Consider the following 24,045-nt stretch of genomic DNA (forward strand, 5'->3'; position numbering starts at 1 on the left):
AAAGCGCACTAAACTCTTTTATAGAAATGAAATTCCTTTGCATCTCGGCGAAGCTTACCGCGCGCGTAGACACCGATAAGGCCATGATCCTGCGGAGCGTTACTGGGCACGGTAATCTTTTCCCCCGGAAAGCAAAGCTCGCTTAATCGAGAAATTATCTCGCTTCTACGCGCCTGAAACTCGCCTTCCGACACGTATACTGCGACCGCATCATGGAAGCCGACCAAATACCCGCCCACATCCACAGGAACGACCTTAAAGTTGTATAAACGGTCGAATTCTTGGATCAAATCGCGCGCAAACTCCTCATCATCATCGTTCTTCTTGACAAAAAGCAAGGTCCCATTCTTTAGAATGCTTACACCACCCCTACCATCCGTAAGCTTACCGATGACAATCTCAAGCTCTTCCAAAGAGATTGCACTTTCTGGATTCCACAAAACCTTTTCGGGAATCATCGCGGCTTAACCTTCACCTGCCCGGCAACATATTGAGCGTCAACCTTACCACTGAACAAATACTCCCGTTCAGGCAGGCCAATGCTTGGGTTTGGCTCGAAGAATGACATCGGATTATCAAAATTCCTTATCGCCAGCCTTTCCGCATCCGCCACCGGAACTCTGAAGGTTGTGACATACCCAAGCTGATCCTGGCCTGGACCACGTGCGAAATATTCTGCAACCCTGATATCATCGGTCACGCTAATCAGCGGCGAGTCCATGCTGTGGATGCCATGCATAGCATAGATGTCCGTCAACCCACCGGTAGATGCTGCAGCATCAAGACGCGCTGTCGCTGACGGCAGACCGCTGACCTCCGCCATGTTCGACAGGAACTCGGTGCGCGCAAACGAATCCCCTCTGTAGAAGGTCTTAAACACCGGTGCTGCCTCGGGAGCAAACTCACCACCCAACACGAGAGGCCGAGTCGTCAAGCCGCTGGAGGCGGCCTTTCCGCCAGGAAGCAAAACAGTTTGCGCGGCGGTCCCCACGATACCCCCAGCGACCGTCTCTACCGGTGACTGAGAGGCTCTTACGCCATCCTTTCGCTGCTCCCACTGCAACTGGCGACTAAACGATGCCTCATCCCGCGCTGTGAACAAGGCTATGCCCTTGTTCACAAGCCCGAAGGTGACCGTATTGGCCGCGCTGCGAACAAACGCGTCCGCCCTTTCAAGTACATTAGGGGTGTAGGGCGCGCTGAGAGTCGGCTCGGTGTTCAAGTCTCTCGCATCGAGCCAGGAGAGACTACTAAATCCTCCAAGAACGGGACTCTTGTAGAGGTCCCCTTCCTGCCAAACACCATTTCGGCCGGAAGCCCCCGCGCGCTTGTAGAATTCTCCGCCATTCTCGTCAGAAACAAGCACGGTGTCTTCGGTTAGCAAGAACCGGGTTTGGTCGACATCGTGATCATTCCAAGTGGGCGCCTGCCTCACCCACCCGCTCGCAGGCGTGCTTCCGCCAGGAATTAGCGGGAGCAGGGATGACGATACTTTTCCAGGCGAGCGAACCCGCACTCCCGTCAAGCCATTGTCGACAGGCGCGAAGGCTTGCTTCAAGCCGCCAAGCGAAAGCTGGCGACCGTTTTCCCCCTGATAGCCGAACCGTCCGTCGAAGCCGAGGAAGTCGCCAACGCTGCCGATCAGCCCGTCCTTCTTCAACCGCAGTTCGCCGACATCGCTGTTGGACGCTTGGCTGGACCGTTGTGTCGACAGTTGTGATGAGAGTTTGGCGCCGACAGCGTTTCCGATGGTGCTGCCGATCACGTCGGGCAAGGCGGCGATGACGTTGTCGCCGAAGTCGGTGCCGTCGATCAGCGAGCGGGTGGCGGCTCCGGCTACGGCGCCGGCGGCGCCGGATATGGCGCTGTTGAGCAGGCCGTCGGACGTCCAGGCCTTGCCTTGCGGCATCCAGGAGGCGTTGCTGAGGCTGGCCGACACGCCGCCGACCACGGCGCCGACCACGGCGCCGACGGCGACGCCGGTCCAGTCGAAGCGGCTCTGCAGGCCGGTGGCGGTCGCGACGCCCTGGGTGATGACGTTGGCCGCCGCGCCTCGCGCCGCGCCCTGCAACAGCGGGCTGGAAATGCCGTCGAACAGGTTGAAGGCCTTGAAGCCGCCGCCGACCGCGCCGCTGATCGCGGCGAGCGCCACGCCCTTCCAGTTGAACTTGTCCTGGATGCCGGTGGCCACACCGAAGGCCTGGCTGGCGATGCTGCCCGCCGCGGCGGCGATGGCGCTGCCGGCGATGGTGGCTGCGGCCGTAACTGTCGCGCTGCCTGCGGCCGCCGTTACATTCGCGACTGCGGCTATTGCATACGGGGCGACAATCGCGGTGACCGCCACGGCGATGACCACCATGATGATCGCGCCGACCCCGCCGCAGCCCTTGACCTTGCCCTGCGGCTTGACCTGGGCGAGCGCCGTCGGGCTGGTGTCGCCGATCGCCTTGTTGGGGTCGTAGACCCGGAAGGTGTCGGCGTTGTGCTTGGCGTTGAGAATGTTGGCCGGGACCACCAGGGTCTGGCCTGCCGCCACGCTGTCGTTGACCGACAACCCGTTGGCCTCGGCCAGCTTCCACCACAGCGAAGCGTCGCCCCACAGGCTTTCGGCGATCGAGGCCAGGGTGTCGCCCGCGCGCACGGTGACGCTGGTGTCTGCCCGGCCGCCGTTGTTGGTGTCGGGATTGATCGGGACGTAGTTCTGCGAGAAGTCGCCGGACTTCACCGCCGCGCCGGTGCGGAACGGCGAGGTCTTGGCCGAGGCGCGCAGGGCCACGGTCTCGGCCCAGTTGAGATCGGAGGCGCCGTCGTTGCCGTACTCCCCGATCCGGTGGTCCTCCATGAAGTAGCTGTAGGTATAGGGATCGGCCAGGGCGCTGTTGCCGTCGGCCTCGCGGCGCGACAGAACCATGCCCCCGGCGTCCATCACGTAGCTCACCGTGCGCGTCCGGCCGTCGTTGATGGTGACCGACTGCAGCTTCCCGGCGGGGTCGTAGACGAAGAAGGAGTGGTTGCTAGCGGCGTTGTTGATATTGGCCTGGTAGTAGATTTGGCTCTGCCGCGCGGTGTCCCACCAGTCGTACGAGGTGGTGGTGCGGGAGGTGACGCCGGCCGCGGTCGTCGTGGTGGAGATGACGACGCCCTGGTAGACGCCCCATGCGTCCACATAGCTGTTGACGCTCTCGGCCGAGGTGGTCGTGGTCTGACTGCCGCTGGTCACCTGGCGCCAGGTGGCCTCCCCGACGACGTTCGAGGCCAGATCGTAGGTCAGCGTCTGTTCGTAGGTCTTGAAGTAGTTGGTGTATTCGATGTGCTTGGTCAGCCGGCCCATGGCGTCGCGGGTGTCTTCCCACGTCATCACCGTCTGGTCGGGCTCGGTCTCGCCGATGTCGCCGACCACTTCCTTCCCGGACATCGCCGAGAGCAGGTAGCCGTCGGCCGTATAGGTGTAGTTCTCGACGTTGTAGATTACGTAGGTGCGCGTATTGCCCGGCGCGCTGGCGTCCGGGATCGTCTGGGTGGTCGTACGGGTCGCTTCCACCCGCTGGCCGGCGGCGTCGTAGAGCACATCCGTGCCCTGCATGCCGCGGACGATGCTGCTGACTCCGTTGACGGTCTGCAGCACGCCCTTGTCGGTGACCACGCGGTCCATGGAGTCGTAGCGGAACCACTGGTCCTGGGCGAGATAGGTGGCCGAGCCGGAGACGCCGTAGGTGGCGACGATGTTCCGCACGTTGCCGGACTTGTCGTACTTCCAGGCGACATTGACCGGCCAGGTCCCGTTCTCGCCGCCGTCGGTGTACGAGATCATCCGGCCCAGGGCGTCATAGGTGGCGCGGGCCGAGCGATAGACGACCAGGGTGTTGTACTCGACCGGGATCAGGTTTTCCTCGGGCTCCTGGTATTCGGTCTGCCAGGGCGGCGGAGTGCTCTCGGCGGGGACGTAGGTCACGCCCTGGTGGCGGATCGAATAGTCCTCGGCCACGCGGTTGCTGGTCAGGTCGTAGGCATAGGTGGTCGTGCCGGTCATCAGGTCGTCGCCCGACTGCACCACCTCCAGGATCTGTCCCACCAGCCCCGAGTTCAGGTAGCTGATGATCTTGGTCTCGATCAGTTCGTTGCCGAGGGGGCTGTAGGTCTTCTGCTCGATCGAGCGACCCGCCTGGTCGTAGGTCTGGACCGAAGAGCGGCCGCCCAGGTCGACGTGCGAGAGCCGCCGCCCGAAGACGTCGATGCTGTCGGTGCTGGTCCGGCCGCTGACCGTGGTGGTGGTCTGGACCCAGCCGCCGGCGACGTAGCCGGCGCTGGCGAGGCCGGCGTCGAAAGCGTAGCTGTAGGTCGTGGCGTGGCCGGCGAAGTCGGTCTGGCTGATGACGCGGCCCTGCAGGTCGTAGGTCGTGACCTCCGATACGCCGGCGCCGAGCTGGCTGTTCCAGTGCTTCAGGCGCTGGCCCAGCCCGTCATAGGAATAGTATTCGGTCAGTTGCACGCCATCGGCGCGCATGGGCAGCCCCATGGCGAAGACGCGGCCCATCTTGTCGTAGTCGCGCACGATGGTCTTGTTCAGCGCGTTGATCTCGACGCGCAGGTCGCCGAACACATCGTAGTTCCGGCGAACGAGGCCGCCGTCGGCGTGCATCTCGACGACGCTCAAGGCCTCGACGCCGTCATAGCCGCTGCCCTGGGCCAGCTGGCGCAGGGTGCGGTTCCCGTTGGCGTCCTCGGTCGCGACCAGGCGGCCGAGCCGGTCGTACCAGTAGCGCTCCGTCGGCCGGGCCTGGGCGGTGACGCCCGCCTCGTTGGTCCAGGAGATGCTGGGCGACTCCCGCTTCGTCAGCTTGCCCAGGGTGTTGTAGGTGTAGTCGGTGGCGTAGTTGCGGGAGTCGATTTCCTGCACCACCTCGCCGAAGGCGTTGTAGACGCGCCGTTCGATCAGGGCGGAAAGCTGGGTCGGGCTCGAGCCGCTGGTCTGGCGATAGGGTCTGCGGGTGGCCGCGATCTGGCCGCGCCGGTCGAACACGGTGACCGTCACAACGACGTCGGACGAGGCGCTCATGCCCGTGAAGGCGCTCTGGCCGATATCGGCGATGGCGGCTTCGAGGCTGGCGTAGGCGGCGAGGTTCTTGGCGCCGGAGGACTCGATCGTCAGCGTCGCGCCGCCGGCCCCGTCGTACATGTAGAGCCGCACCACGCCGTCGGCGCCCCGCGACCGCCACAGGCGGCCGCCGGCGTCGTACTCATATGTTTCCTGATAGGTCGCCGAGGCGGTTCCCGCGGTCAGGCCCTTGCCGGTGACCTCGCCATAGGCGTTGTAGCGAAGGTGGGTCTTGTCGCCGCGAACGATCACGTTGCCGTTGAACGAAGCGGAGGACTGGGTCTTCAGCCGGCCCAGCGCGTCATAGTCATAGAGCGTGCCTTCGATGGAAGTGGTCCCGTCCGCCTTGGCGCGCACGTAGTTTTCGCGGACGGTGCGTCCGGCGATATCCTGGGCGAAATAGCGGATGAAGCCCGAGGCGTCGGTCGTGGCGGCCAGCATGCCGCCCTTGCCATAGTGGTACTTGGTGATCCGATCCCGGGTCGCGTCGACCTCGGTCCGTCCCTCGCTGGTGCGCACCAGGTTGTTGAGGCCGTCGTACTGATTGGATAGCCGGTGGCGGGTCGCCGCGCCGTCGTAGTCGGTGGTCGCTGGGCCGAGGGTCTGGGTCAGCCGTCCCATGAGGTCATAGCTGTAGTCGGTCCGCTGCAGGTCGCTCTGGATCTTGGCGGTGACCTGGCCCAGGCCGTTGTAGGCGTAGGTGATGGTGGCCCCGGCGACGCCTTCGGCGAGAGACCCGCCGACGATGGCGCCGTTCTGCACGTTGAAGACCGACTGACCGTAGGCCACGTTGAGGCGGGTCTGGGTCAGGCGGCGGCCGTTGCGATCGTAGGTGAAGCTCGTCTGGCGATCGTCGGCGCCGACCGCGACGCCGGCCTTGAGCTGGGCCAGGGTCGTGCCCACGCCCGCCTGGATCGACAGTTTGGCCGCGAAGCGGGTCTCCAGCAGGACGTTGCCGGCCGCATCGCTGTCGTAGACGGTCAGGTAGGTGTCGTTGTCGACCGTCGCGATCTTGCGCCCGACCTTGTCGTAGTAGCTGAACGACCAGCCGCGCTCGTCGAACTGGGCCACGACGTTGCCCATGGCGTCGTACTGGGTGCGCGCCGTGATCGTGGTGATCTGGGTGGCGAACGTCTCGCCCTGCTGCGAGCCGGTGCGCAGGTTCGCCACGCTGGTGGCGACCAGCCGATTGTTGCGGTCGTATTCGTAGGTGGTCACCCGATAGGAGGCGGGGTTGACCGGCGGGGGACGGGCTCCGCCCGGCTGGGTCGGCAGCGTCAGGGCCTCGCCGTAGATCTTGACCTGCACGGCGTTGCTGGCCGCGTCGTAGGTCCACTCGGTCAGCGTGCCCAGGGCGTCGATCTGGCCGATCTTGCGATCGAGGGCGTCGAAATAATACAGCGTGCGCGCGCCGGCAGGATCGACGCTTTCGATGATGTTGCCGCGCTTGTCGTAGATGATCTTTTGCTTGGGAACGACCGTGGAGAGGGTGATGAGGTCCGCGTTCAGGACGTCCACGGCCTCGCCGATCTGCTCCACCACCCGGTCGAGCTTGTCATAGACGAAACGGGTGATGCGCTGCTCGGCCAGGCCCGACGCCTCGATCTTGCGTTCGAGGTTGCCGCGCGCATCGTATTCGAAGCGGTTGACGATGTTGGTCGCTCTCAGCCCGCCCTCGACGTCGTAGACCGTGACGGGCAGGGTCTCGCTCAGCTTCAGGCCGCGCTTGTCGAACGTGTTGACGACAATGCCGCCCAGCTTGTTGGTGACCTTGACCCGATCGCCGAAGGCGTTGAGCTCGTAGACCTCGCTGAAGTTCTCGGCGTCGGTGATCGAGATCACCCGATCCAGCTTGTCGCGGCCGATGACGGTGACCGCATCGGCGGCGTTGGCGGTCAGGGTCGGGCGCGTGGTGGTCGAGCCGAGGTTCGTGGCCTTCGTCGCATACTGCTTGATGCTCTTGACCTCGCCGGTGACCGTATAGCCGGTCTCGGTGGCGTAGCCTTCGGGATCGATCTGCAGGACCAGTTGGTTGGCGCTGTCATAGTAGAAATAGCCGACCGAGCCGCGGGCGTCGGTCACCTTCACCCGGTTGCCGAAGGCGTCGTACTCGTAGCTCGTGACGGCGTTCGCGCCCGCGTCGAGGGGGACGGTCTCGCTCTTGAGCTGGCCGGCGGCGTCGTAGGCGTAGGTGGTGGTGAAGTTGCGGCCGTTGGTGCGCGTCAGAACTCGCCCGACGCCGTCGTAGCCGTAGCTGGTGGTCGAGGCCTCGGCGAACCCGTAACCGAGGGTCTCGCTCGTCAGCCGGCCGGCGGCGTCATAGACCCGATGGGTGGTGGTCGCGTCGGCGGTTCCGTAGGCCACCGTGCTGTCGGTGACCCGGCCCATGGCGTCGAGCACTCGGTGGGTGACGACGCCGAGCGGGTCGGTGACGTCGGTCAGCCGTCCGGCCGCGTCATAGGTGTAGCGGGTGGTCTTCGCGGAGGCCGGCAGGGCGCCGATCAGGGCCGCCAGGCTGGCCTTGGTGGAGCTGTCGCTCACCGCATAGCGGTCGGCGTAGCGGATCACCTGGGTGACTTGCCCGGCCGCGTTGTACTGGGTTTCTGTGACGTAGCCTTCCGCGTCGACCTGGTAGACGGGGCGTCCGGCGCCGTCATAGAGGGTACGGCCGATCCGGTCGTCGTCGATCTGGGCGCCCGCCAAGCCTGCAGACCAGGCGGTGATGGCCGCAAGGCTGACATCGGCGGTGTCGGTGTAGAGCGTCTCGTAGAGACGGCTCTTCACCACGTTGCCGGCCCGGTCGTAGGTGTAGGCGGTGACACGCCCCCCCTCGTCGATGCTGAAGGCCAAGCGGTTGGCGGAGTCGTAGATCGAACGGGTGATCCACTTGTCCTGCGCCAGATTGTTCTGGGCGTTGATCTGCGCTTCGACATAGGCGACCGAGTAGCTGGCCGCCGCTGCGATCGTCAGTGAGGAGCGCACGGTGCGGACGAGGTTACCGGCGGCGTCGTAGGCGTACTTCGTGCGGTGCAAGGTCGAGTCTACGACGAAGACCAGGCGGCCGTCGCGGTCGTAGACGTAATTGGTCGTCTGGTCGTTTGAGCCGGACGAAACCAGAGCGCTGGCGGCGGCCGCCGTGAGGGTCTGGGACAGTCCGACTAATGTCGCCGTCGGGACCTGGGCCGCATAGACCAGTTCGGTTACGATCCGGCCTTCGCCGTCATAGGTGGTGCTGGTCACGGTCCCCGTAGGGCCTACCGTCCAGATCACCCGGTTCTCGCCGTCATAGACGTAGCGGGTGACGCCGCCGGCCGCATCGGTCACGGCCACCGCGTTGCCGTTCTTGTCGTAGGCGTACTGGGTGGTGAGGTTCTGGCTGGCGGGATTGACCTGGGTCTTGGTCAGTCGGTCGGCGTTGTCATAGGTGTATTGGGTGACCCGCGCGGCGCCCGTGCCGGCGGCCTCGGTGACGGTGAGAACGCGACCCTTCTTGTCGTAGGCGTACTCCGTGCGCAGGGCCAGGCCGCCGGCGTCGGTCACGATCGCCGTCTGTCGGCCGGCCAGGTCGTAGGTGATCGTCGTGACCCGCAGCGTGGGGTCGGTGACCTTCACCTGCTGTCCCTTGGCGTCGTATTCGTAGCGGGTGACGAGGTTCAGGCCGTCGGCGTCCTCGGTGCGGGTCAGCACGCGGTCGGCGGCGTCGTAGGTGTAGGTGGTCTTCGAGCCGTTCGGATTGGTCACCCGGATGAGATGGCCGGCGGCGTCGTAGTCGGTCTTGACCTGGTTGGCGAGGTCGTCGGTGACGACGATCAGGTCGCCGTCGGCGTTGTACTGGTAGTAGGTCGAGCGATTGGCGCCGTCGGTGACCTGGATGGTCTGGTCCAAGGCGTTGGTGATGGTGGAGACCACGATCCCTTCGGGCGTGGTCATCGTCATCTGACTGTTGAAGGCCGTATAGGCGAAGGACGTGACGGCGCCGGTCCGATCGGTCCAGGTCAGGACATTGCCGCGCCCGTCATAGGTATAGCTGGTCGTCAGTCCGGCGGTGTCCGTCGCGGTCACCACCCGGCCCGCGCGGTCATAGTCGGTCTTGGTCCACCTGTTGTTCGGGTCGGTGACCTGAGTGACCCGCCCGAAGGCGTCGAGGGCGAAGATGGTGATCAACTGCAGGCGGTCGGCGCCGACGTCCCGACGTGCGGTGACGAGCAGGCCGCGCCGGTCATAGGAGCGGTTGTCGACCACCACGGTCGAGCCCTCGGTGGGCGTGCGGACGGCGGTCAGCTGGCCGAAGGAGTTGTAGTCGTAGGTGGTCGTCACGCCCAAGGCGTTGGTCGTCTGGCTGACCGCGCCGTTGAGGTTGTAGTCGGTGTGGGTCTTGCTATCGAGGCTGGCGTTGGCGATCGCGGCGACCGCCGAGGTGAGGGCAGGGGTGATCAGCCCCCCCGTCAGCGTGGCCAGGACGCTGGTTCCGATCCGCGCGCCGTGGATGATGACGTCCGACAGGCGGCCAAGGCCGTCGTAGACCCGCTCTTCCACTTCGCCCAGGGCGTTGACGACGTGCGTCAGGTTTCCGTCGCTGTCGTAGTAGTAGAGCGTGCGCTGACCCGCGCCGTCGACGCCGTTGGGCTCGGTCTTGGAAATCAGGCGATCGGCGGCGTCATAGGCGTAGGTCGTGCCATAGATAGCGTAGATCGCATTGACCTGCGCGGCGGTCGGATTTTCGCCCAAGCCCGCCAAGGCCGCGCTGCCCACGCCCGACAGTTCGCCGATCAGGCGCCCGTGCAGATCGTAGCGACGGGTGGTGGCCTGGGACACGCCGGTGGCGCTGACGAGGGTCGTGGTCAAGCGGCCCAGGGCGTCGTAGCCATAACCGATGGTCTCGGTTCCGCCGCTGGCGAGATACTTGATCTTGGCGACCACCTGCCCGTTGGCCCCGCGAGTGTAGGTCGTGGTCTCGAGGGCGCCGACAGCGCTCGCCGCGAGGACATTGGCCAGGGTCGCGGCCACGCCGCTGGCTAGCCGCTGGCCGCGCACCTCCTGGCTGACGTCGCCGGCGGCGGTGTAGCTGTAGCGGGTGATCTCGCCTTCGCCGTTGACGATCGCGCGCAAGCGGTTCTGGCCGTCGTAGACGTTGCGTTCGTGGATGTCCTTGGCGCTCAGGGCGCCGGAAACCACGCTCGCCAGCAATTGCGCGAAGGTGTCGGTTTCGCGGTTGCCGCTCGTCGACGTCGCGAAACGGATGGTTTCGATCAGGCGCCCGGCCTTGTCGTAGACGAGCTGGGTGAGCAAGCCCTCGCCGTCCAGGGTTCCCACCAGTCGATCGGCGCCGTTATAGAAGTTGCGGGTCACGCGGTCGTAGATCGGAGCCGCGGCCGGCAGCACCTTGGCGGTTGGCGGCGTCGCCTTCAGCGTCGCGATCGTCAGGCGGTTGTCGTAGCCTCGCGTCATGACGAGGCGCGATGCGCCGTCGTAGATGAATTCGACGACAGCGCCGCTTGCGTCGATCGTCTCGACCAGGCGGCCGGCCGCGTCGTAGATGCGCCATTCCCATTGATCGACGGCCGCGTCGGCCGCCGGCCGCACGCTGGCCAGTTCGACGCTCGTCGGCTTTCCGGCGCTGTCGGTGAGACTGGCGAGCTGGCTGGCCGACAGCGGGGTCTTGTAGCGGATCGTGCGGATCAGCAGGTTGTCGCCGTTGTAGACGTATTCGATCAGCGACCCGTCATGGGCGATGTCGGCGACCTTCCGGCCAAGGCGGTCGTAGAGATACTGGGTCTTGATCCCGGTAGGATCGGTGCTCGCCCGCAGACGGCCGAGGTTGTCGTAGACGAAGCTGGTGGTCGAGATTCCCTGTCCGGCCGCCGCGGCCGAGCGCGAATAGCTGATCAGTTCGCCCGCCGTATTGTAGGTCGACGTCTGGATCAGGCCGTCGGCCAGCGTCACGATGGTCTGGCTGGAGGCGTCGACGAAGGCGATGTCCGTGCGCTTGCCGCGCAGATCGGTCGAGGCGATCAGCCGGCCCAGGCCGTCATAGACGAAGGTCTCGTAGGGCTGGGCGCCCTCCGGATCGCCGTAGCCGTTCGTGGTCATCCGCCGCAGCAGGTTGCCGGCCTGATCGTAGATGAAGGTCGTGACGGTGTTCTGCGAGGGATCGGACAGGTCGCCCTGTCCGTTGGCCAACAGCTTGCCGTAGCGCGTGACCGTGGCGACGCCGCCGCGATAGTCGTAGGTCGTTTCGATGCGGACGCCGGTGCTCTTGTCTGTGATCGTGGCCCACCAGTCCGCCATCTGGGTTTCCGGCGGCTGCATATCCGGAGTCCAGGGGGCGATCTCCAGGTAGTTGGCGGGCAGGCTGAGCTCGACGATCCGTTGGCCGGCGGCGTTGTATTCGTAGGCGATCGCCAAGCCGTCCGGATCCATGCGGAAGCGCAGATGGTTCTCGGCGTCGTAGACGAAGCGGGTGGTCAGGGGCGTCGCCGGCTGACCGGCGCCGGCCCCGTCCGGATCAGGGGTCAGGTAGCGCGTTTCGGCCAGCAACTCGTTCCTGGAACCGTAGATGCGGGTGATGGTGACGCCGGCCTGATCGCGTTCGAGCGTGATGTTGCCGTTGGCGTCGTATTGGTAGGTGACCGAACCGGTTCCCGAGGTCACGCTCGTGACGTCGCCATTGGCGTTGTAGGTGAAATCGGTGACCTGGGACGTCCCGCCGGCGACGTCCGGCGGCGTGGTCACCCGCGTCAGCTGGCCGGCGGCGTCATAGACCAGGCTGGTGACCTGGCCGGACGGGTCGGTGACCGTCGTGGTCCGCGTCGCGGTGTTGTAGGTGAAGCTCGTCGTCCGCTGGACGCCGTTCACCGTCTGGGTCAGCGTGGCGACCCGATAGTCGTTGGCGGACGGCTGCACGTAGGTGATCTGCAGCAGCGAGCCGTCGCTCTGGGCGATCGACGCCACCAGCTTGCTATCGCCGAGGTAGGTATAGGTGGTGACGTAGGTCTTGCCGTCGGTGATCGAATTGTCTTCGGGCGTGAGGTCGACGCTCACCGTGCTGAGGCGGCCCTGGGCGTCGTAGCCGTAGCGCACCCGCGTGAGGGTCGTGACGCCGCCCGATCCCGGCTTGTAGCCGGTGACCACCTGGGTCAGCAGCGCGCCGGAGTAGACGAGATCGGTGTAGTAGCCGTCGGCCGTCGTCACCCGCGACAGCTTGCCGTTGGCGTAGGTGAAGGTCAGCGCATTGCCGTCGGTATCCCTGCTGGAGGTGATCCGGCCGCTGCTGGCGTGATCGTAGAGTTCGACGGTGCGCGTCGAGCCGTCGGTCCAGGTCCAGGTCGAACCGGCGAGGGTCAGGGTGTCGTAGGCGCCGTCGCCGTCCTTGGAGACATAGGCGCCGCGCGCGGTGTCATAGGTGTAGACGGCCTCGGAGCCGTCCCAGTCCACCCGCTTGACCGTGCTGCCGGCGGTGTTGACGCTGCCCTGTAGGCCGATGACCTGCCGATAGGCGCTGATGCGCCAGTTGTCGCCGTTGTCGTCGGAAAGATCGCCGCGGCTGTTGTAGGCGCGGGCGATGACGTCGTCGGGCCCCAGGCCCATCAACATCTCGTCGACCTTCTGGATCACCAGATTGCCGTTGGCCGCGTTGACGTAGACGTTCTCGCCGGCGCGGCCCAGCGAGGCCTGCCCCAACTGGCCACGCGACCCGAGCACGAAGGCCGAGCTTCGCGCCAGGCCGACGCCGTCGCCGCTGATGATCGCAACCATGAAACGCCCCCGAGACCTGGGGCGTCATCGACTGTACTCCGCCCCTATCTAAGGGTCCGGACCTGGAAAAATCCGTTTAGCGATTTCTTCCGGCGATCCGCAGAAAAGCGCCTAGTGCTTGAGGCCGGAGCCGTCGAAGCGCTGGAGCAGAAGCTGCGTCGATGACAGCGGCTCGTCCTGCGCGCCGGCCAGCTGAGTTCGGATCGTCTCGATCAGAAGGCGCATGTCGGCGTTCATCGGCGCGTTTTCGTGATTGAGGGCGATGCCCCGCTCCAGGGTGGCGATCCCGGCGTCGATCTCGTCGCGCGCCAGTTGGCCCAGGCCTTGGGCGAACAGCCGCGGAGGCGTGTCGGCCGGCAGGTCCGCCAGCGGCAGCCAGACCCGCTCGGCGGCCTGGGCGTCGCCGGAAGTGTAGTGCAGGAAGCCCAGCTGGAAGCGGGCGGGCACGAAGTCCGGAGCGATCTCCACCGCCTTGCCGATCGCCGCGATCGCGGCTTCGTAGCGCTTCAGCCCGGCCAGGACCGACCCGCGCAGGAAGTGCAGCCGGGCGTCGCCGCCATAGTCGTTCAGCAGGATGTCCAGGCGCTCCAGGCCGAGTTGATCGTCCTGGCCGAGCACCTCCAACAGGCTGCTCAGCAGGGCGGGGGGGCATGTTTGAGAGGTCATGGGTCTTCCTATCGTCTCAGCCTGAAGTCCTGGGAATTCAACATTCGCTTTTTCATCAGCATCAGCGCCGCCCGGTGCAGCTGGGATACTCGTCCTTTGCTGACCCCCAGCACCGCGGCGATCTGCTCGAAGGTCATGCCGTCGAGATAGTGCCGGGTGATGATGAACTGCTCGCGGGGCGGCAACTGCGCGATCTCGGCCCGCGCCCGTTGCTGGGTCTCTCGCCAGACGAGGCTGTCATAGGCGTTCGGGTGCGGATCGGCTTCCTGATCGGCCACGTAGAGCGAGGTGCCTTCGAGCATGAAGCCCAGGGCCAGGCCCAGCGCGGCGTCGATCAGCTCGTCCATGACCTCGGTCGAGGTCAGGGCGTCGACGTCGCCGCTGACCATCGAACGGGCGCGCTCGTAGCGGACGCGATTGCGGAACGAGATCTGCTCGCGCATCTCGCTCATCTTGGCGATCCCGTCGCGTATGCTGCCGGACACCCGGCGTGAAGCATATCCGGTGAAAGGGGAGCCCCGCTCGGGATCGAAACGGTCGATGGCTTCCAGCAGGCCCGCATAGGCCAGCTGCAGCAGATCGCCGAACTCGATGTCGCCCGTTCTGCGGTCGAGCGCATGGCGTCGGGCCAGCCTGCGCGCGAACGGCGTGTAGGCGGCGAACAGCGCTTCGCGCGCGGCGGTCGATCCGGTGTTTCGAAATTCCGCCCAGAGCGCGGCCTCCTCGCCGTCAGACGGCATGTCCGCGCTTCGGGCTCGCGGCCCCAGGATCACCGAAAGCTTCCAACCACGTTCTCGAGCACGAGCGACCAACCGTCGATCAGCACGAACATCAACACCTTGATCGGCAGGGAGAGCGTGGAAGGCGGCACCATCAGCATGCCCAAGGCCAGCAGGATGCTCGACACCACCAGATCGATCAGCAGGAACGGCAGCAGGATGACGAAGCCGATCTTGAACGAGACGCGCAGCTCATTGAGCATGAAGGCCGAGGTCAGTTCCATCAGTCCGACGTCGGCGGCCCGCTCTGGCAGCGCCTTCTTGCCCATGCGGTAGACCGCGGCGATGTCCTGGTCGTGAACCTGGCGCAGCATGAACTGGCGCATCGGTTCGGCGCCCCGGTCCATCGCCTGCTGCACCGAGATCGAACCGTCCATGAAGGGCTTGAACGCCACGTCGTTCACCGTCGTCAGGGTCGGCATCATCGTGAACGCGGTCAGGAACAGGGCGAGGCTGACCAGAACCTGGTTGGGCGGGGTCTCGGGCATCCCGAAGGCGTGGCGGATCATCGACAGCACGACGACGATGCGCACGAACGGGGTCATGCAGATGACGATCGCCGGGATCAGGGCCGCGACGGTCAGCAGCAGGGCCGTGCGCAGCACTTCGGAGGTGCGGGCCGGCTGGTCGGCCTGGTTGACGGCCTTGGCGCGGGACGACAGGGCGGCCGCGGCCTGGGCGGGGACCGACTGGGCGTGCGCCACGCCGGCGGGGATCGCCAGGCTAGCCGTGAGCGCCAGGACGAGCGCGAGCAGCCACGGCAGGAAGGCGAAACGGGTCATGCCTGCGTCTCCGGCTGGACCGGGGCCGCAACATCGACGGGCTTCGACAGCAGGATCACGCCCTGGGCCGTCGCGGCGATCACGAAGTCGGCGTCGTCGCAGCGCATCAGGCAGATGTCGGTCTGGTGGCTGAGGCGAACGGTTTCGACCAGCTTCAGCCGCCGATCGACGGGCGCGAAGGCCCGCCCCAGGGCTGGGACGCCCGACCCTCGCAGGCGATGGCGCAGGGCGTAGGCGCCGGCCACCGCCAGAACCAGGCACAAGAGCAGGGCGCCCAGCACGCGCCAGATCGACACGTCGCCGGCGCTGGTCGCCTGGCCGAGCTTCTGCGCGATCGCCGGGCCGCTGGCGGTCCACAGGACCACGGTCGTCGAGCCGAGCGACAGAAATCGCCCGAGCTTCATGTGGCCTTCGCGATCTCGGTGATGCGCACGCCGAAATGGTCGTCGACGGCGACGATCTCGCCGCGCGCGACGACCGCCTGGTTGAGCCGCAGTTCGATCAGGTCGTTGAGCTTGGCGTCGAGTTCGAGCACCGCGCCGGGCCGCAGGCCCATCAAGGTGGCGATCGACAGGGTGACCTGGCCGAGCTTGGCTTCCAGGTCGACCTGGACGTCCTTGAAGATGGCCGCGTCCAGCCCCGCCAGGAGCGGACCGTCGGCCCCCGTTTCCGGTTGCGTATCCGCAGGCTTGGATCGGGTTGTCATGACTCAAACACGCTCTTTTACAATGGACTGCAGGGTCAGGGCTCTCCGACCCTCATGTTCGACGAGCCGGGCCCCGGCGACAGCGCCGCTGGGGGCGGTCAACAGGAGCTCGCCGGCCAGCGGCGTGGCGAGGACGAGGACGTCGCCGGCCGCCAAGCCCCGCACGTCCGCCAGTCCGGCCCGGGCCCGGCCCAGCACCACGTCCAGCGTGACTTCGGCATCGGCCGCGGCGGTCAGGATCGGCGTCAGCGGCGCGCGCGGCGCGGCCGGCGGCCCGGCCAGGGCCTTGCGCAAGGCCACGAAGACCGAGAGCGGCGCCGCCAGCGACAGCAGCTTCAGGCCGTTGGCGTCCGCGAGGTCGAGCGTCAGCCGCTCGCCGCCGCCGCGGGACGGTTCCTGGCCCGAAACGCCCAGGGTCTCCTCCAGCGCGCCGACCAGATCGTCGACGGCCTTGTCGAAGAACGCGTCGAGGACGCGGTGATCCGCCGGGCTGGGCGTGTCCTGCTCGAAACTGACGTCCAGCGCCCATTCCAGCAGCCGGGTCTTGCCGCGAGCGGGGCAATGGGCGGCGACGGCTGTGCGGGGAACACGCCAGTCGCCTTCGGGTGCGGCGCGGTCGGCGGCGGGAGACGCGCGCCAGCCGGAAACCACCATGCGGCGCTGGCCGAACCAGCGCGCCGCCCAGCCCTCGACGACCGTCGCCGTCCTGGCGACGATACGCGGGTCCGAAGCGCCGCCGGGCGGCGCCCAGGGGCGAGGCCTTGAGCTCACCCCTGACCTCGGACGCCGAACAGCTGCTGGATCATGTCGTTGGAGATGCTGACCACCTGCGAGGCGGCCTGGAAGCCGCGCTGGATCAGGATCAGCTCGCCGAACTCGGCCGACAGGTCGACGTTGGACGCTTCCAACTGTTTGGACACCAGCTTGCCGACGCCGGCCGCGCCGCTGCTGGTGACGTAGGGGATGTTCGATCCGGCGTACTCGAACAGGCCGTCGCCGATCTGCTTCAGCTTGTCCGGGTCACGGAAGTCGACCATGGCGACCGCTCCCAGGAGCTTGGTCTCGCCGTTGTCGTAGGACAGCTTGATCTTGCCGTCGGCGTCGACGCCGACGGAGCTCAAGGCGCCCGAGGCCGAGCCGTCCACCGAGTCGGCGCGCAGCGAGGAGGTCGTGCCGGAGGAATACGAGGTCACCCCGACGGAGAAGTCGAGCACCACCGAAAGCGGATCGGCGCCCGCCGGGGTGTCGGTGATCGTCATGGTGGCGCTGGTCGAGTCGACGATGCCGCCGGTGAACATGATCGTGGAGGTTCCCATCGTCTTGCCGTTCTGGTCGGTCACCGTCGCCGTCCACTGGCCTGTGGCCGAGGTGACCGGCGTCAGCTTCACCTGCCAGACCTGCTTGGCCCCGGCGGAGTCGTAGACGTTGATGCTGGAGACCGTGGCTTCGGTTCCGGTCGACGAGATGTTGCCGGAGAAGGCGATCTTGGTGGTCGCGGCCGGCGGATCGACGCGGTCGCCGTCGATGTCGAGCGGGGCCGGCTTGCCGTCGGCGCCGATCACGGCCAGCCGGCGGTCCGTGCCGGAGAGGGTGATGTAGCCGGAGTCGTCGACCACGAACTGCCCTGTGCGGGTGTAGTAGGTTTGCGAGCCTTCCAGCAGCATCAGGAAGCCGCCGCCATCGATCGCCAGGTCGAGCTCGCCCGTCGAGGTGCGCAGCTCGCCCTGCTTGAAGTCGATCTGCGGCAGGCCGACGTGAACGCCGGTCCCGCTTTGCGCGTAGGCCAGACCGCTGGCCGAGCCCAGCCAGCCGCCGCCGCTGTTGAACGAGTCGGCGAAGCTCGCCTTCGTCGCCTTGAAACCGAGGGTGTTCATGTTGGCGACGTTGTTGCTGATGGTCTGAAGGCCTTTGGAGAAGGCGTTCATGCCGCTCAGTCCGACGTAGATGGATCCAAGCATTTGATGGGCTCCTAACGGACTTGGGTGATGTCGGCGATCGAGATGCTGGAGATGATCGCGCCGTCGGACGTCTTGATCGTCGCCAAGGGCTGACCGTTGCTGAATGAGACCGACTGGACCACGCCCGACTGGGTCGTCACGTCGCTGACGACGTCGACCGTGCGGCCCAGGAGGCTGACCGCCTGGTTGGCCGCCTGGGCGGAGAGCAGGTTGGTGATCTGGTCGTTGAGCGTCTGGCTCTGCTGGAGCTGCGAGAACTGCGCCAGCTGCGAGACGAACTGGAAGTTGTCCACGGGCTTCAGCGGATCCTGATAGGTCAGCTGGGTCAGGATGATCTTCAGAAGGGACTGAAAATCGAGGCCGTAGGCGGCCGACGAGCTCACGGAACTAACGGACTCGGTCGCCATGGACGTCTCCAAGGGCCAGAGGGAAGGAAGGATCGAGGGTCTCGCCGTTCAGCGAGAGCTCCGACAGGGCAAAACCCAGTTCGGCCGCCAGTTCGGCGATCTTGCGCCGCAGGCGATCCAGCGCCGACGGGGCGAGCGACAGGCCGCCGATGGCCACCCGCAGGCCGTCCGGCTGATCGGCGACCACCACGCTGAGGTTCGAGCCGGCCGGCGGCCGGGCGTCGGGCCTGGCGGGCGGCGCGGCGGTCGCTTCTGGACCTTCGGCGGTCTCGGCCAGGGCGGCGGCCGGGTGGACGAAGATCTCGATGGGGCCATCGGCATGAGCGGCGAGCGCCGAAGGACCAAGCGTCGTCGGTGGCGCGGCTTCCGCGGTTTCCCGCAGGACGATATGGGCCACGCCGGAGGCGAAGCCGTCAGGCGTCGACGGGGGTGCGGCCTGCGCCCGGGGCGTCGCAGAGAGCGCGGTCTCGCCGTCGCTCACGGGGGCGGCCGACTGGTCGGACGGAGCCAGGGGCTCGTCCGCGCGGTCGGCGGCCTCGACGACTTCGGGACGGCGGCCGAACATGCCCAGGTCGTCGAAACCGCGCGGCTGGTCGGCGCCGCGCAGCAAGGCCTCGAACGCGCCCGTCGGCAGGTCGGCGCGCAGTGTCGGCGCGCTTCGGGAAACGAGCAGGGGAGGGGCGGTCGCGGCGATCTTCATCGGCCGACGCTCCTCTGCGTCGTACGGTCGGCGGCGTCGGCCAGCTGGGCCTCCTCCCTGGCGCGCCGCGCCCGGCGCGCGGCCGAGCGTTCGACCCGCTGGGCCTGGCGTTCCTTGGCCAGGGCGACGCGCCAGGCCTTCGAGCGGGCGTCGGCGACATCGCCGGCGTCGCAAAGGCGCGTCTCCAGGACGCCCAGTTCGGCGCGCGCGAGGTCGATCGAAGCACTCCAGGCGCCGATCACCTCCAGCGCCATCGACGGGGCGGCCAGGGCGGCCGCCCAGCGGCCCTGTTCATCGGCCAGGCGCTCGTCGCCACGGTCGCGACGCGCGCGGGCCTCGTCGAGGTCGGCGGCGGCGCGGGCGGCGGCGGCTTCGGCGACCTGGCTCTGCAGCGCCCGCACGCGGCCGATCTGGCGCAGTCGCTCGGGCTGATCGCGTCGCGCCATCAGGCCCTCGCTCCGATCAGAGAGACCAGTCGCTCGCAGGCGGTCGAATAGGGCGTGCGCTCGTCCTCGGCCTGTCTCAGATAGTCGAGCAGCGCCGGTCGAAGCTCGAGCGCCCGGTCGATGTCGGCGTTGGCGCCGCGCACGTACATGCCGGTCTCGATCAGGGTGCGCGAGGTCTCGTAGGTGCTGAGCGCCTCGACGGCCCGCGTCGCCGCGGCGCGGGCGGTGGGTTCGGCCACCGCGCCGGCGAGGCGACTGATGCTGCGCGGCACGTCGATCGCCGGATACCGACCTTGCTCGGCCAGGTCGCGCGACAGCAGGATGTGGCCGTCGAGCAGCGACTTCATCATTTCGGCGATCGGGTCGTCGATGTCGTCGGTTTCGCTCAGCACGGTCATGATCGCCGTGATCGAGCCGCCGCCGGCTACCGCGCCGCAACGCTCGACGATCCTGGGAATGGCGGCGAACACGCTGGGCGTATAGGCGCGAATGGTCGGCGGCTCGCCGGCCGCCAACCCGATCTCGCGCAAGGCCATGGCCAGGCGCGTCGCCGAGTCGATGAACAGCAGCACGTCGTGCCCCTGGGCCCGCCAATGCTCCGCCAGGGCCAGGGCGTAGCGGCCGGCGCGGGCGCGCATGGCCGCGCTCTGGTCCGAGGTCGCGGCCACCAGGGTCGAGCGCGCCTTGGCCTGCGCAGGCAGGCCGCGCCAGAACGCCTCGACCTCGCGGCCGCGCTCGCCGACCAGGCAGATGACGCAGCGGTCGACGCCGACCTGCCGCGCGATCTGGGTCATCAGGGTCGTCTTGCCAACGCCGGCGGCGGCGAAGATGCCGACCCGCTGGCCGCGGGCCAGGGTCAGAAGGCCGTCGATGGCGCGCACGCCGGTCTCGAACACCCGCTTGGGCGAGGTCCGCTGCATCGGCGCGGCGACCTCGCCGTCGAGGCGTCCGCGCGCGGTGGCGGCTACGGGGCCACGGCCGTCGATCGGACGGGCGAGGGCGTCGACCGCCCGCCCGAGGAAGGCGTCGCCGACCGGCGCGCCGTCGGACTGGGCCGAAGCGGCCGTCACTCGCGCGCCCGAAAAGGTCGCCGCCGCGTCGTCGAACGGCGCCAGCACGACGCTGTCCTCGTTGACGCCGACCACCTCGGCCAGGCTGACGCGGTTCTTCGCCGTGGTCTCGATCTCGCACAGCCCTCCCATCGGCAGGTTGGGCCCGTCCGCCTCGATGTAGGTGGAGCGAATGCGGCGCACGCGTCCGGTGCGGACCACCAGGTCGACCGCGCGGACCGCGTCCAGGAAGGCGTGCTCGATCATTCGGCGGCGCTCCGCGCGCCGAGATCGGCGAACAGGGCGTTCAGCCGCTCCCATTGGCGATCGACGCCGATCTCCATGGCGCCGAGCTTGAGCCGCAGCTGGCAGTCGCCCGAGGCCAGGTCGGGGGAGGCGACCAGCCGCAGTTCGGAGCGATCGACCCCGCTGGCCAGGCGCGCGAGAGCCTCCGGATCGGCGAAGTCGTCGCGGGAGACCGCCACTTCTATGACCGTTGCGCCGGCGATCGCATCGACATGGTGGCGGATCGTCCGGGCCAGCAGGTCGTGGTGGACCTCGACGTCGCCGATGATCTTGCGCAGGCCCTCGGCGGCCAGGGCCACGGCCAGCTGCTCCATCCGCTCGGTCTCGACGGCGAAGCGGTTCAGGGCGGCGTCGAGGGTCTTGTCCAGGCGTTCGAACCGGCGCGCGCCGTCATCCTCGGCTTCCCGAAGCCCAGCCTCGCGCCCCTCGGCGCGGGCTTGCCGAACGGCTTCGGCCAGCTGCTCGTCCAAGCGTCCGATCCGGGTGTCGCGATCCGCCAGTTCGGCGGCGAGGGCGGCGCCTTGCGCCTGGGCCTGGCTCAGCTCTTCGGCCAGGGCGGCGAGCTTGGGATCGACCGGCGTCGCCGAACGGGGCGCCGATAGCGGGCGCACCGCCCGCGCGGCCTGATCGGACTGCGAGGACTTGATGATGCTCATCGTCGCCCCCGCAGGCGGGCCAGCAGGCCATCGAGGCCGTTGGCGCGACCAGGCGTCGGCGCGCGCGGCCGCGGCGACGGGCGCGCCTCGTCGCCGAGCGCGGGGATGCAGCCGCGCAAGGCGACCGTCGCCGTCGGGGTCATGGAGAAGCCGAGGTTCGGACCTGCGCTCCGGGCCCGAGCCTCCAGCCAGGGGGACAGGCCCGATGGTTTGGCCTGTTCGGCCGTGCGTGGACGGACGGTTTCCACGGGCGCGCCGTCATAGGCGGCGAGCAGGGCCCGAACCTCATCCCGGTGGGACGGGGCGAGCTGATCCAGTACGCCCCGAACGTCTTCGGGGGCGGCCTGGGCCAGTTCGGCGACGAGCCTGCGGAAGGCCCGGTCAGATACCTGAGGTCGCAACGGCGTCCCTCTCATCCAACAGCGCCGCCAGGCGACGGGCATAGGCTTCCTGTTCGCGCGCGCTCAGACGGCGGCCAGGGCGACGGGCGTGGAGCAGGAAGGCCACGGCCAGCAAGGCGACCAGCAGGACGACCGCATAGACCGTCACGACGCCGCTGAACGGCGTTTCCGACCGCGCCGCCGTCGGGGGCGGGGGCGCGACGGCTGGGATGGCGGGGGCGAGGGCCGGCGCCGTCGGCTCGGCCACGACCGGCGCCAGCGGCTGATCAGAGGCCGACACGGTCACCAGGTCGCCCGCCGTGGGATCGGCGCCGATCGCCGCCTCGGCCAGGGCCTTGGCGCGGAGCTGAAGCTCGGGGCTCGCCGGGGCCTCCAGCGTGATGTCGACACGCACGCCCGAGCGGGCGCCGGGCACGGTCTGGGCGTCGGGGACGATGGCCTTGCCCGCCAGGACGACCACCTGGAAGCGGCCGTCGGGCAGCAGGCTCGACAGGGCGCGCCGGACCCGGGCCGAGAGGTCGGTTTCCGCGGCCGTGGACCCGGTGTCGAGCTGGGCGGAGGGCTCGGCGCTGACGATCTGGCCTTCGCCGTCGAGGACGACGACGTCCGACGCCTTCAGGTCGGTGACGGCGGCGGCGACCAAGCGCTGGACGCCGCGGATCGTCGCCGGCGTCAGGATCCGGCCGGTTCGCGGCGCGAGGGTCACCGAGGCCTTGGCCGGCTGGCGGTCTCCGCGAAAGATCGTCTGCTCGGCCAGGGACAGGTGGACGCGCGCGGTCTCGATCCCGTCCAGGGTCATGATCGTGCGCGCCAGCTCGCCCTGCAGAGCCCGCTGATAGTTGATCTTCTGGGCGAACTCGGTCAGCCCCATGTCGGACTTGTTGAACAGCTCGAAGCCGACCATGCCCTTGAGCGGCAGGTCCTGGCTCATCACGTCCAGGCGCGCGCCGTCGACCTGATCCTCGGGCACCAGGATCGTGGCGCCGTGATCGGCCAGCTTGTAGGGGATCTTCTTCTTGTCGAGCTCGCCTACGATGGTGGCGGCGTCCATGTCGCGCAGATTGGTGAACAGCAAGCCGTAGGGCTTGCGGAGCACCAGCCAGTAGACGGCGAAGAAGACGGCGCACAGCAGCACGACGCCGGTGGCCACGATGGCCACCTGGCGGGTCGGGGAAGCGGTTCGGAACTGTTCGAGCGGCGTCATGCTAGGACGAAGTCCGGGGAGAGGAGAGGGCGGCGCGCGTCATCGACGTCTAGAGCTGCATCTTCGAGAGGTCCTGGTAGGCCTCGACCAGCCTGGCGCGGACCTGCAGGGCCAGTTCGAACGACAGACGGGCCTCTTCCAGCGCATAGGTGACCTGGTGCAGCGGCACGCTGTCGTCGAGGGCGAAGGCCGTGGCCATGTCCTCGGCGGCGAGCAGCTTGCGGTTCACCCCATCGACGCCGTCGGCCATCAGCTGGCTGAACGAGGTTTCGGGGGCGCGCGAGACGGCCGGCGCGGGCGTCATCGGCGCCATGGCGCGGGCGAGAACGGGATCGACCGCGGCGGCGTCCAGGGCCTGGATCGGTACGATGCTCATCAGCGGCGTCCCAGTTCCATGGCCTTGGCGTACATCTGCCGCGCCGCGCCCAGCGCGACGAGATTGGCCTCGTAGGCCCTGGAGGTTTTCAGCATCAGGGTCATTTCGCCCGCGTGGTCGTAGCCGGGATAGGAGACGTAGCCGTCGGTGTCGGCCTGCGGATTGGCCGGCTCGTACACGCGCCGAGCCGGGGCGTTGATCGGCTCGACGCCATAGACCATCACGCCGTCCGCGGGGGTCTCGCCGGCCTTGAGCATGTCGGCGAAGCCCTGCCGCGGCCCCGACACCAGACGCATCGCCCGATAGGGCTCGCCCGTCGCCGTGCGGGCGGTGTTGGCGTTGGCCAGGTTCTCGGCGATGATCTCGAGCCGTCGCCATTCGACGTCCAGGCCGGTGCGGCTGATTTCCATGGCCTGCATGGTCAGAGGCTCCCCTTGATCGACAGGGCCCGCAGCTGGGCCTGCCGGTTCAGCACCTCGATCAGCGCCGCGTAGCGCATCTGGGTGGTGCTGGCCGTCGACATTTCCAGGTCCAGCCGGACCTGCGGCTCGACCGAGGCCTCGACCGACGGTTCGACCGCCAGCACGGCCGGCGCGCCGCTACCTGCGGCGCTGGCCAGGGCCTGTTCAAAGCTCACCCGCCGGGGGCGGTAGTTCGCCGTTCCCGCGTTGGCGATGTTCTCGGCGGTGACGACCGCGCGACGGGAAAGCCCGTCCAGAGCCTTCAGCGCGACGATGCTCGAAAGGGAACTCACGGCGC

The 24,045-nt window shown here is 67.6% G+C and carries 19 protein-coding genes; all 19 read right to left on the minus strand.

Annotated features, from left to right (window positions below):
- Nucleotides 1-8: 8 nt before the first annotated feature.
- A complete protein-coding gene (locus AC1RRS_RS22320) occupies nt 9-458 on the minus strand; it encodes a hypothetical protein (protein ID WP_492857077.1) in 450 nt (149 codons plus the stop codon).
- Complete coding sequence (locus AC1RRS_RS22325; RefSeq protein WP_492857078.1) at nt 455-12,850, minus strand: LysM peptidoglycan-binding domain-containing protein; 12,396 nt, start codon at nt 12,848-12,850, stop codon at nt 455-457. Before AC1RRS_RS22325 ends, AC1RRS_RS22320 begins: the two co-directional genes overlap by 4 nt.
- A 111-nt stretch (nt 12,851-12,961) precedes the next feature.
- Nucleotides 12,962-13,516 (minus strand): tetratricopeptide repeat protein, encoded by a 555-nt coding sequence (locus AC1RRS_RS22330; RefSeq protein ID WP_492857079.1) that lies wholly within the window; start codon nt 13,514-13,516, stop codon nt 12,962-12,964.
- Nucleotides 13,517-13,524: 8 nt separating this feature from the next.
- Nucleotides 13,525-14,289, minus strand: coding sequence for a sigma-70 family RNA polymerase sigma factor (locus AC1RRS_RS22335; protein WP_492857080.1), 765 nt, complete (start codon nt 14,287-14,289; stop codon nt 13,525-13,527).
- Nucleotides 14,286-15,077 (minus strand): flagellar type III secretion system pore protein FliP, encoded by a 792-nt coding sequence (gene fliP, locus AC1RRS_RS22340; RefSeq protein WP_492857081.1) that lies wholly within the window; start codon nt 15,075-15,077, stop codon nt 14,286-14,288. The genes AC1RRS_RS22335 and fliP overlap by 4 nt, the downstream gene beginning before the upstream one ends.
- Entirely contained in the window at nt 15,074-15,481 is a 408-nt protein-coding gene (locus tag AC1RRS_RS22345) for a flagellar biosynthetic protein FliO (protein ID WP_492857082.1), read from the minus strand. The genes fliP and AC1RRS_RS22345 overlap by 4 nt, the downstream gene beginning before the upstream one ends.
- A complete protein-coding gene (locus AC1RRS_RS22350; RefSeq protein WP_492857083.1) occupies nt 15,478-15,783 on the minus strand; it encodes a FliM/FliN family flagellar motor switch protein in 306 nt (101 codons plus the stop codon). Before AC1RRS_RS22350 ends, AC1RRS_RS22345 begins: the two co-directional genes overlap by 4 nt.
- A 3-nt stretch (nt 15,784-15,786) precedes the next feature.
- On the minus strand, nt 15,787-16,554 hold the full coding sequence (locus tag AC1RRS_RS22355) for a FliM/FliN family flagellar motor C-terminal domain-containing protein (protein ID WP_492857084.1): 768 nt from the start codon (nt 16,552-16,554) through the stop codon (nt 15,787-15,789).
- A complete protein-coding gene (locus tag AC1RRS_RS22360; RefSeq protein WP_492857085.1) occupies nt 16,551-17,741 on the minus strand; it encodes a flagellar hook protein FlgE in 1,191 nt (396 codons plus the stop codon). Before AC1RRS_RS22360 ends, AC1RRS_RS22355 begins: the two co-directional genes overlap by 4 nt.
- Before the next feature lie 11 nt (nt 17,742-17,752).
- Nucleotides 17,753-18,148, minus strand: a complete 396-nt coding sequence (locus AC1RRS_RS22365) for a flagellar hook capping FlgD N-terminal domain-containing protein (protein WP_492857086.1) — start codon at nt 18,146-18,148, stop codon at nt 17,753-17,755.
- The gene (locus AC1RRS_RS22370) at nt 18,129-18,848 is read right to left on the minus strand and encodes a hypothetical protein (RefSeq protein WP_492857087.1); all 720 of its coding nucleotides are present in this window, start codon (nt 18,846-18,848) and stop codon (nt 18,129-18,131) included. Before AC1RRS_RS22370 ends, AC1RRS_RS22365 begins: the two co-directional genes overlap by 20 nt.
- Nucleotides 18,845-19,294 carry a hypothetical protein gene (locus AC1RRS_RS22375; RefSeq protein ID WP_492857088.1) on the minus strand — a complete coding sequence of 150 codons (450 nt, stop codon included), beginning with the start codon at nt 19,292-19,294 and terminating at the stop codon, nt 18,845-18,847. The genes AC1RRS_RS22370 and AC1RRS_RS22375 overlap by 4 nt, the downstream gene beginning before the upstream one ends.
- A complete protein-coding gene (locus AC1RRS_RS22380; protein ID WP_492857089.1) occupies nt 19,294-20,610 on the minus strand; it encodes a FliI/YscN family ATPase in 1,317 nt (438 codons plus the stop codon). Before AC1RRS_RS22380 ends, AC1RRS_RS22375 begins: the two co-directional genes overlap by 1 nt.
- Nucleotides 20,607-21,305 carry a FliH/SctL family protein gene (locus AC1RRS_RS22385; protein WP_492857090.1) on the minus strand — a complete coding sequence of 233 codons (699 nt, stop codon included), beginning with the start codon at nt 21,303-21,305 and terminating at the stop codon, nt 20,607-20,609. Before AC1RRS_RS22385 ends, AC1RRS_RS22380 begins: the two co-directional genes overlap by 4 nt.
- A complete protein-coding gene (locus AC1RRS_RS22390) occupies nt 21,302-21,706 on the minus strand; it encodes a hypothetical protein (protein WP_492857091.1) in 405 nt (134 codons plus the stop codon). The genes AC1RRS_RS22385 and AC1RRS_RS22390 overlap by 4 nt, the downstream gene beginning before the upstream one ends.
- Nucleotides 21,687-22,910, minus strand: coding sequence for a flagellar basal-body MS-ring/collar protein FliF (gene fliF / locus AC1RRS_RS22395; protein ID WP_492857092.1), 1,224 nt, complete (start codon nt 22,908-22,910; stop codon nt 21,687-21,689). Before fliF ends, AC1RRS_RS22390 begins: the two co-directional genes overlap by 20 nt.
- Nucleotides 22,911-22,959: 49 nt before the next feature.
- Nucleotides 22,960-23,286, minus strand: coding sequence for a flagellar hook-basal body complex protein FliE (fliE, locus tag AC1RRS_RS22400; protein WP_492857093.1), 327 nt, complete (start codon nt 23,284-23,286; stop codon nt 22,960-22,962).
- Nucleotides 23,286-23,705: a flagellar basal body rod protein FlgC gene (gene flgC, locus AC1RRS_RS22405; protein ID WP_492857094.1), complete on the minus strand. Its 420-nt coding sequence runs from the start codon at nt 23,703-23,705 to the stop codon at nt 23,286-23,288. The genes fliE and flgC overlap by 1 nt, the downstream gene beginning before the upstream one ends.
- A gap of 2 nt (nt 23,706-23,707) precedes the next feature.
- Entirely contained in the window at nt 23,708-24,040 is a 333-nt protein-coding gene (locus AC1RRS_RS22410; RefSeq protein WP_492857095.1) for a flagellar basal body rod protein FlgB, read from the minus strand.
- Nucleotides 24,041-24,045: the final 5 nt, after the last annotated feature.

It is taken from the genome of Caulobacter sp. GW821-FHT12A07, assembly GCF_058807655.1.

Coding starts and splice junctions, on each gene's coding strand:
- AC1RRS_RS22320 (WP_492857077.1), bottom strand. CDS start 458: ATGATTCCCGAAAAGGTTTTGTGGAATCCAGAAAGTGCAATCTCTTTG.
- AC1RRS_RS22325 (WP_492857078.1), bottom strand. CDS start 12,850: ATGGTTGCGATCATCAGCGGCGACGGCGTCGGCCTGGCGCGAAGCTCG.
- AC1RRS_RS22330 (WP_492857079.1), bottom strand. CDS start 13,516: ATGACCTCTCAAACATGCCCCCCCGCCCTGCTGAGCAGCCTGTTGGAG.
- fliP (WP_492857081.1), bottom strand. CDS start 15,077: ATGACCCGTTTCGCCTTCCTGCCGTGGCTGCTCGCGCTCGTCCTGGCG.
- AC1RRS_RS22345 (WP_492857082.1), bottom strand. CDS start 15,481: ATGAAGCTCGGGCGATTTCTGTCGCTCGGCTCGACGACCGTGGTCCTG.
- AC1RRS_RS22350 (WP_492857083.1), bottom strand. CDS start 15,783: ATGACAACCCGATCCAAGCCTGCGGATACGCAACCGGAAACGGGGGCC.
- AC1RRS_RS22360 (WP_492857085.1), bottom strand. CDS start 17,741: ATGCTTGGATCCATCTACGTCGGACTGAGCGGCATGAACGCCTTCTCC.
- AC1RRS_RS22365 (WP_492857086.1), bottom strand. CDS start 18,148: ATGGCGACCGAGTCCGTTAGTTCCGTGAGCTCGTCGGCCGCCTACGGC.
- AC1RRS_RS22370 (WP_492857087.1), bottom strand. CDS start 18,848: ATGAAGATCGCCGCGACCGCCCCTCCCCTGCTCGTTTCCCGAAGCGCG.
- AC1RRS_RS22375 (WP_492857088.1), bottom strand. CDS start 19,294: ATGGCGCGACGCGATCAGCCCGAGCGACTGCGCCAGATCGGCCGCGTG.
- AC1RRS_RS22380 (WP_492857089.1), bottom strand. CDS start 20,610: ATGATCGAGCACGCCTTCCTGGACGCGGTCCGCGCGGTCGACCTGGTG.
- AC1RRS_RS22385 (WP_492857090.1), bottom strand. CDS start 21,305: ATGAGCATCATCAAGTCCTCGCAGTCCGATCAGGCCGCGCGGGCGGTG.
- fliF (WP_492857092.1), bottom strand. CDS start 22,910: ATGACGCCGCTCGAACAGTTCCGAACCGCTTCCCCGACCCGCCAGGTG.
- fliE (WP_492857093.1), bottom strand. CDS start 23,286: ATGAGCATCGTACCGATCCAGGCCCTGGACGCCGCCGCGGTCGATCCC.
- flgC (WP_492857094.1), bottom strand. CDS start 23,705: ATGCAGGCCATGGAAATCAGCCGCACCGGCCTGGACGTCGAATGGCGA.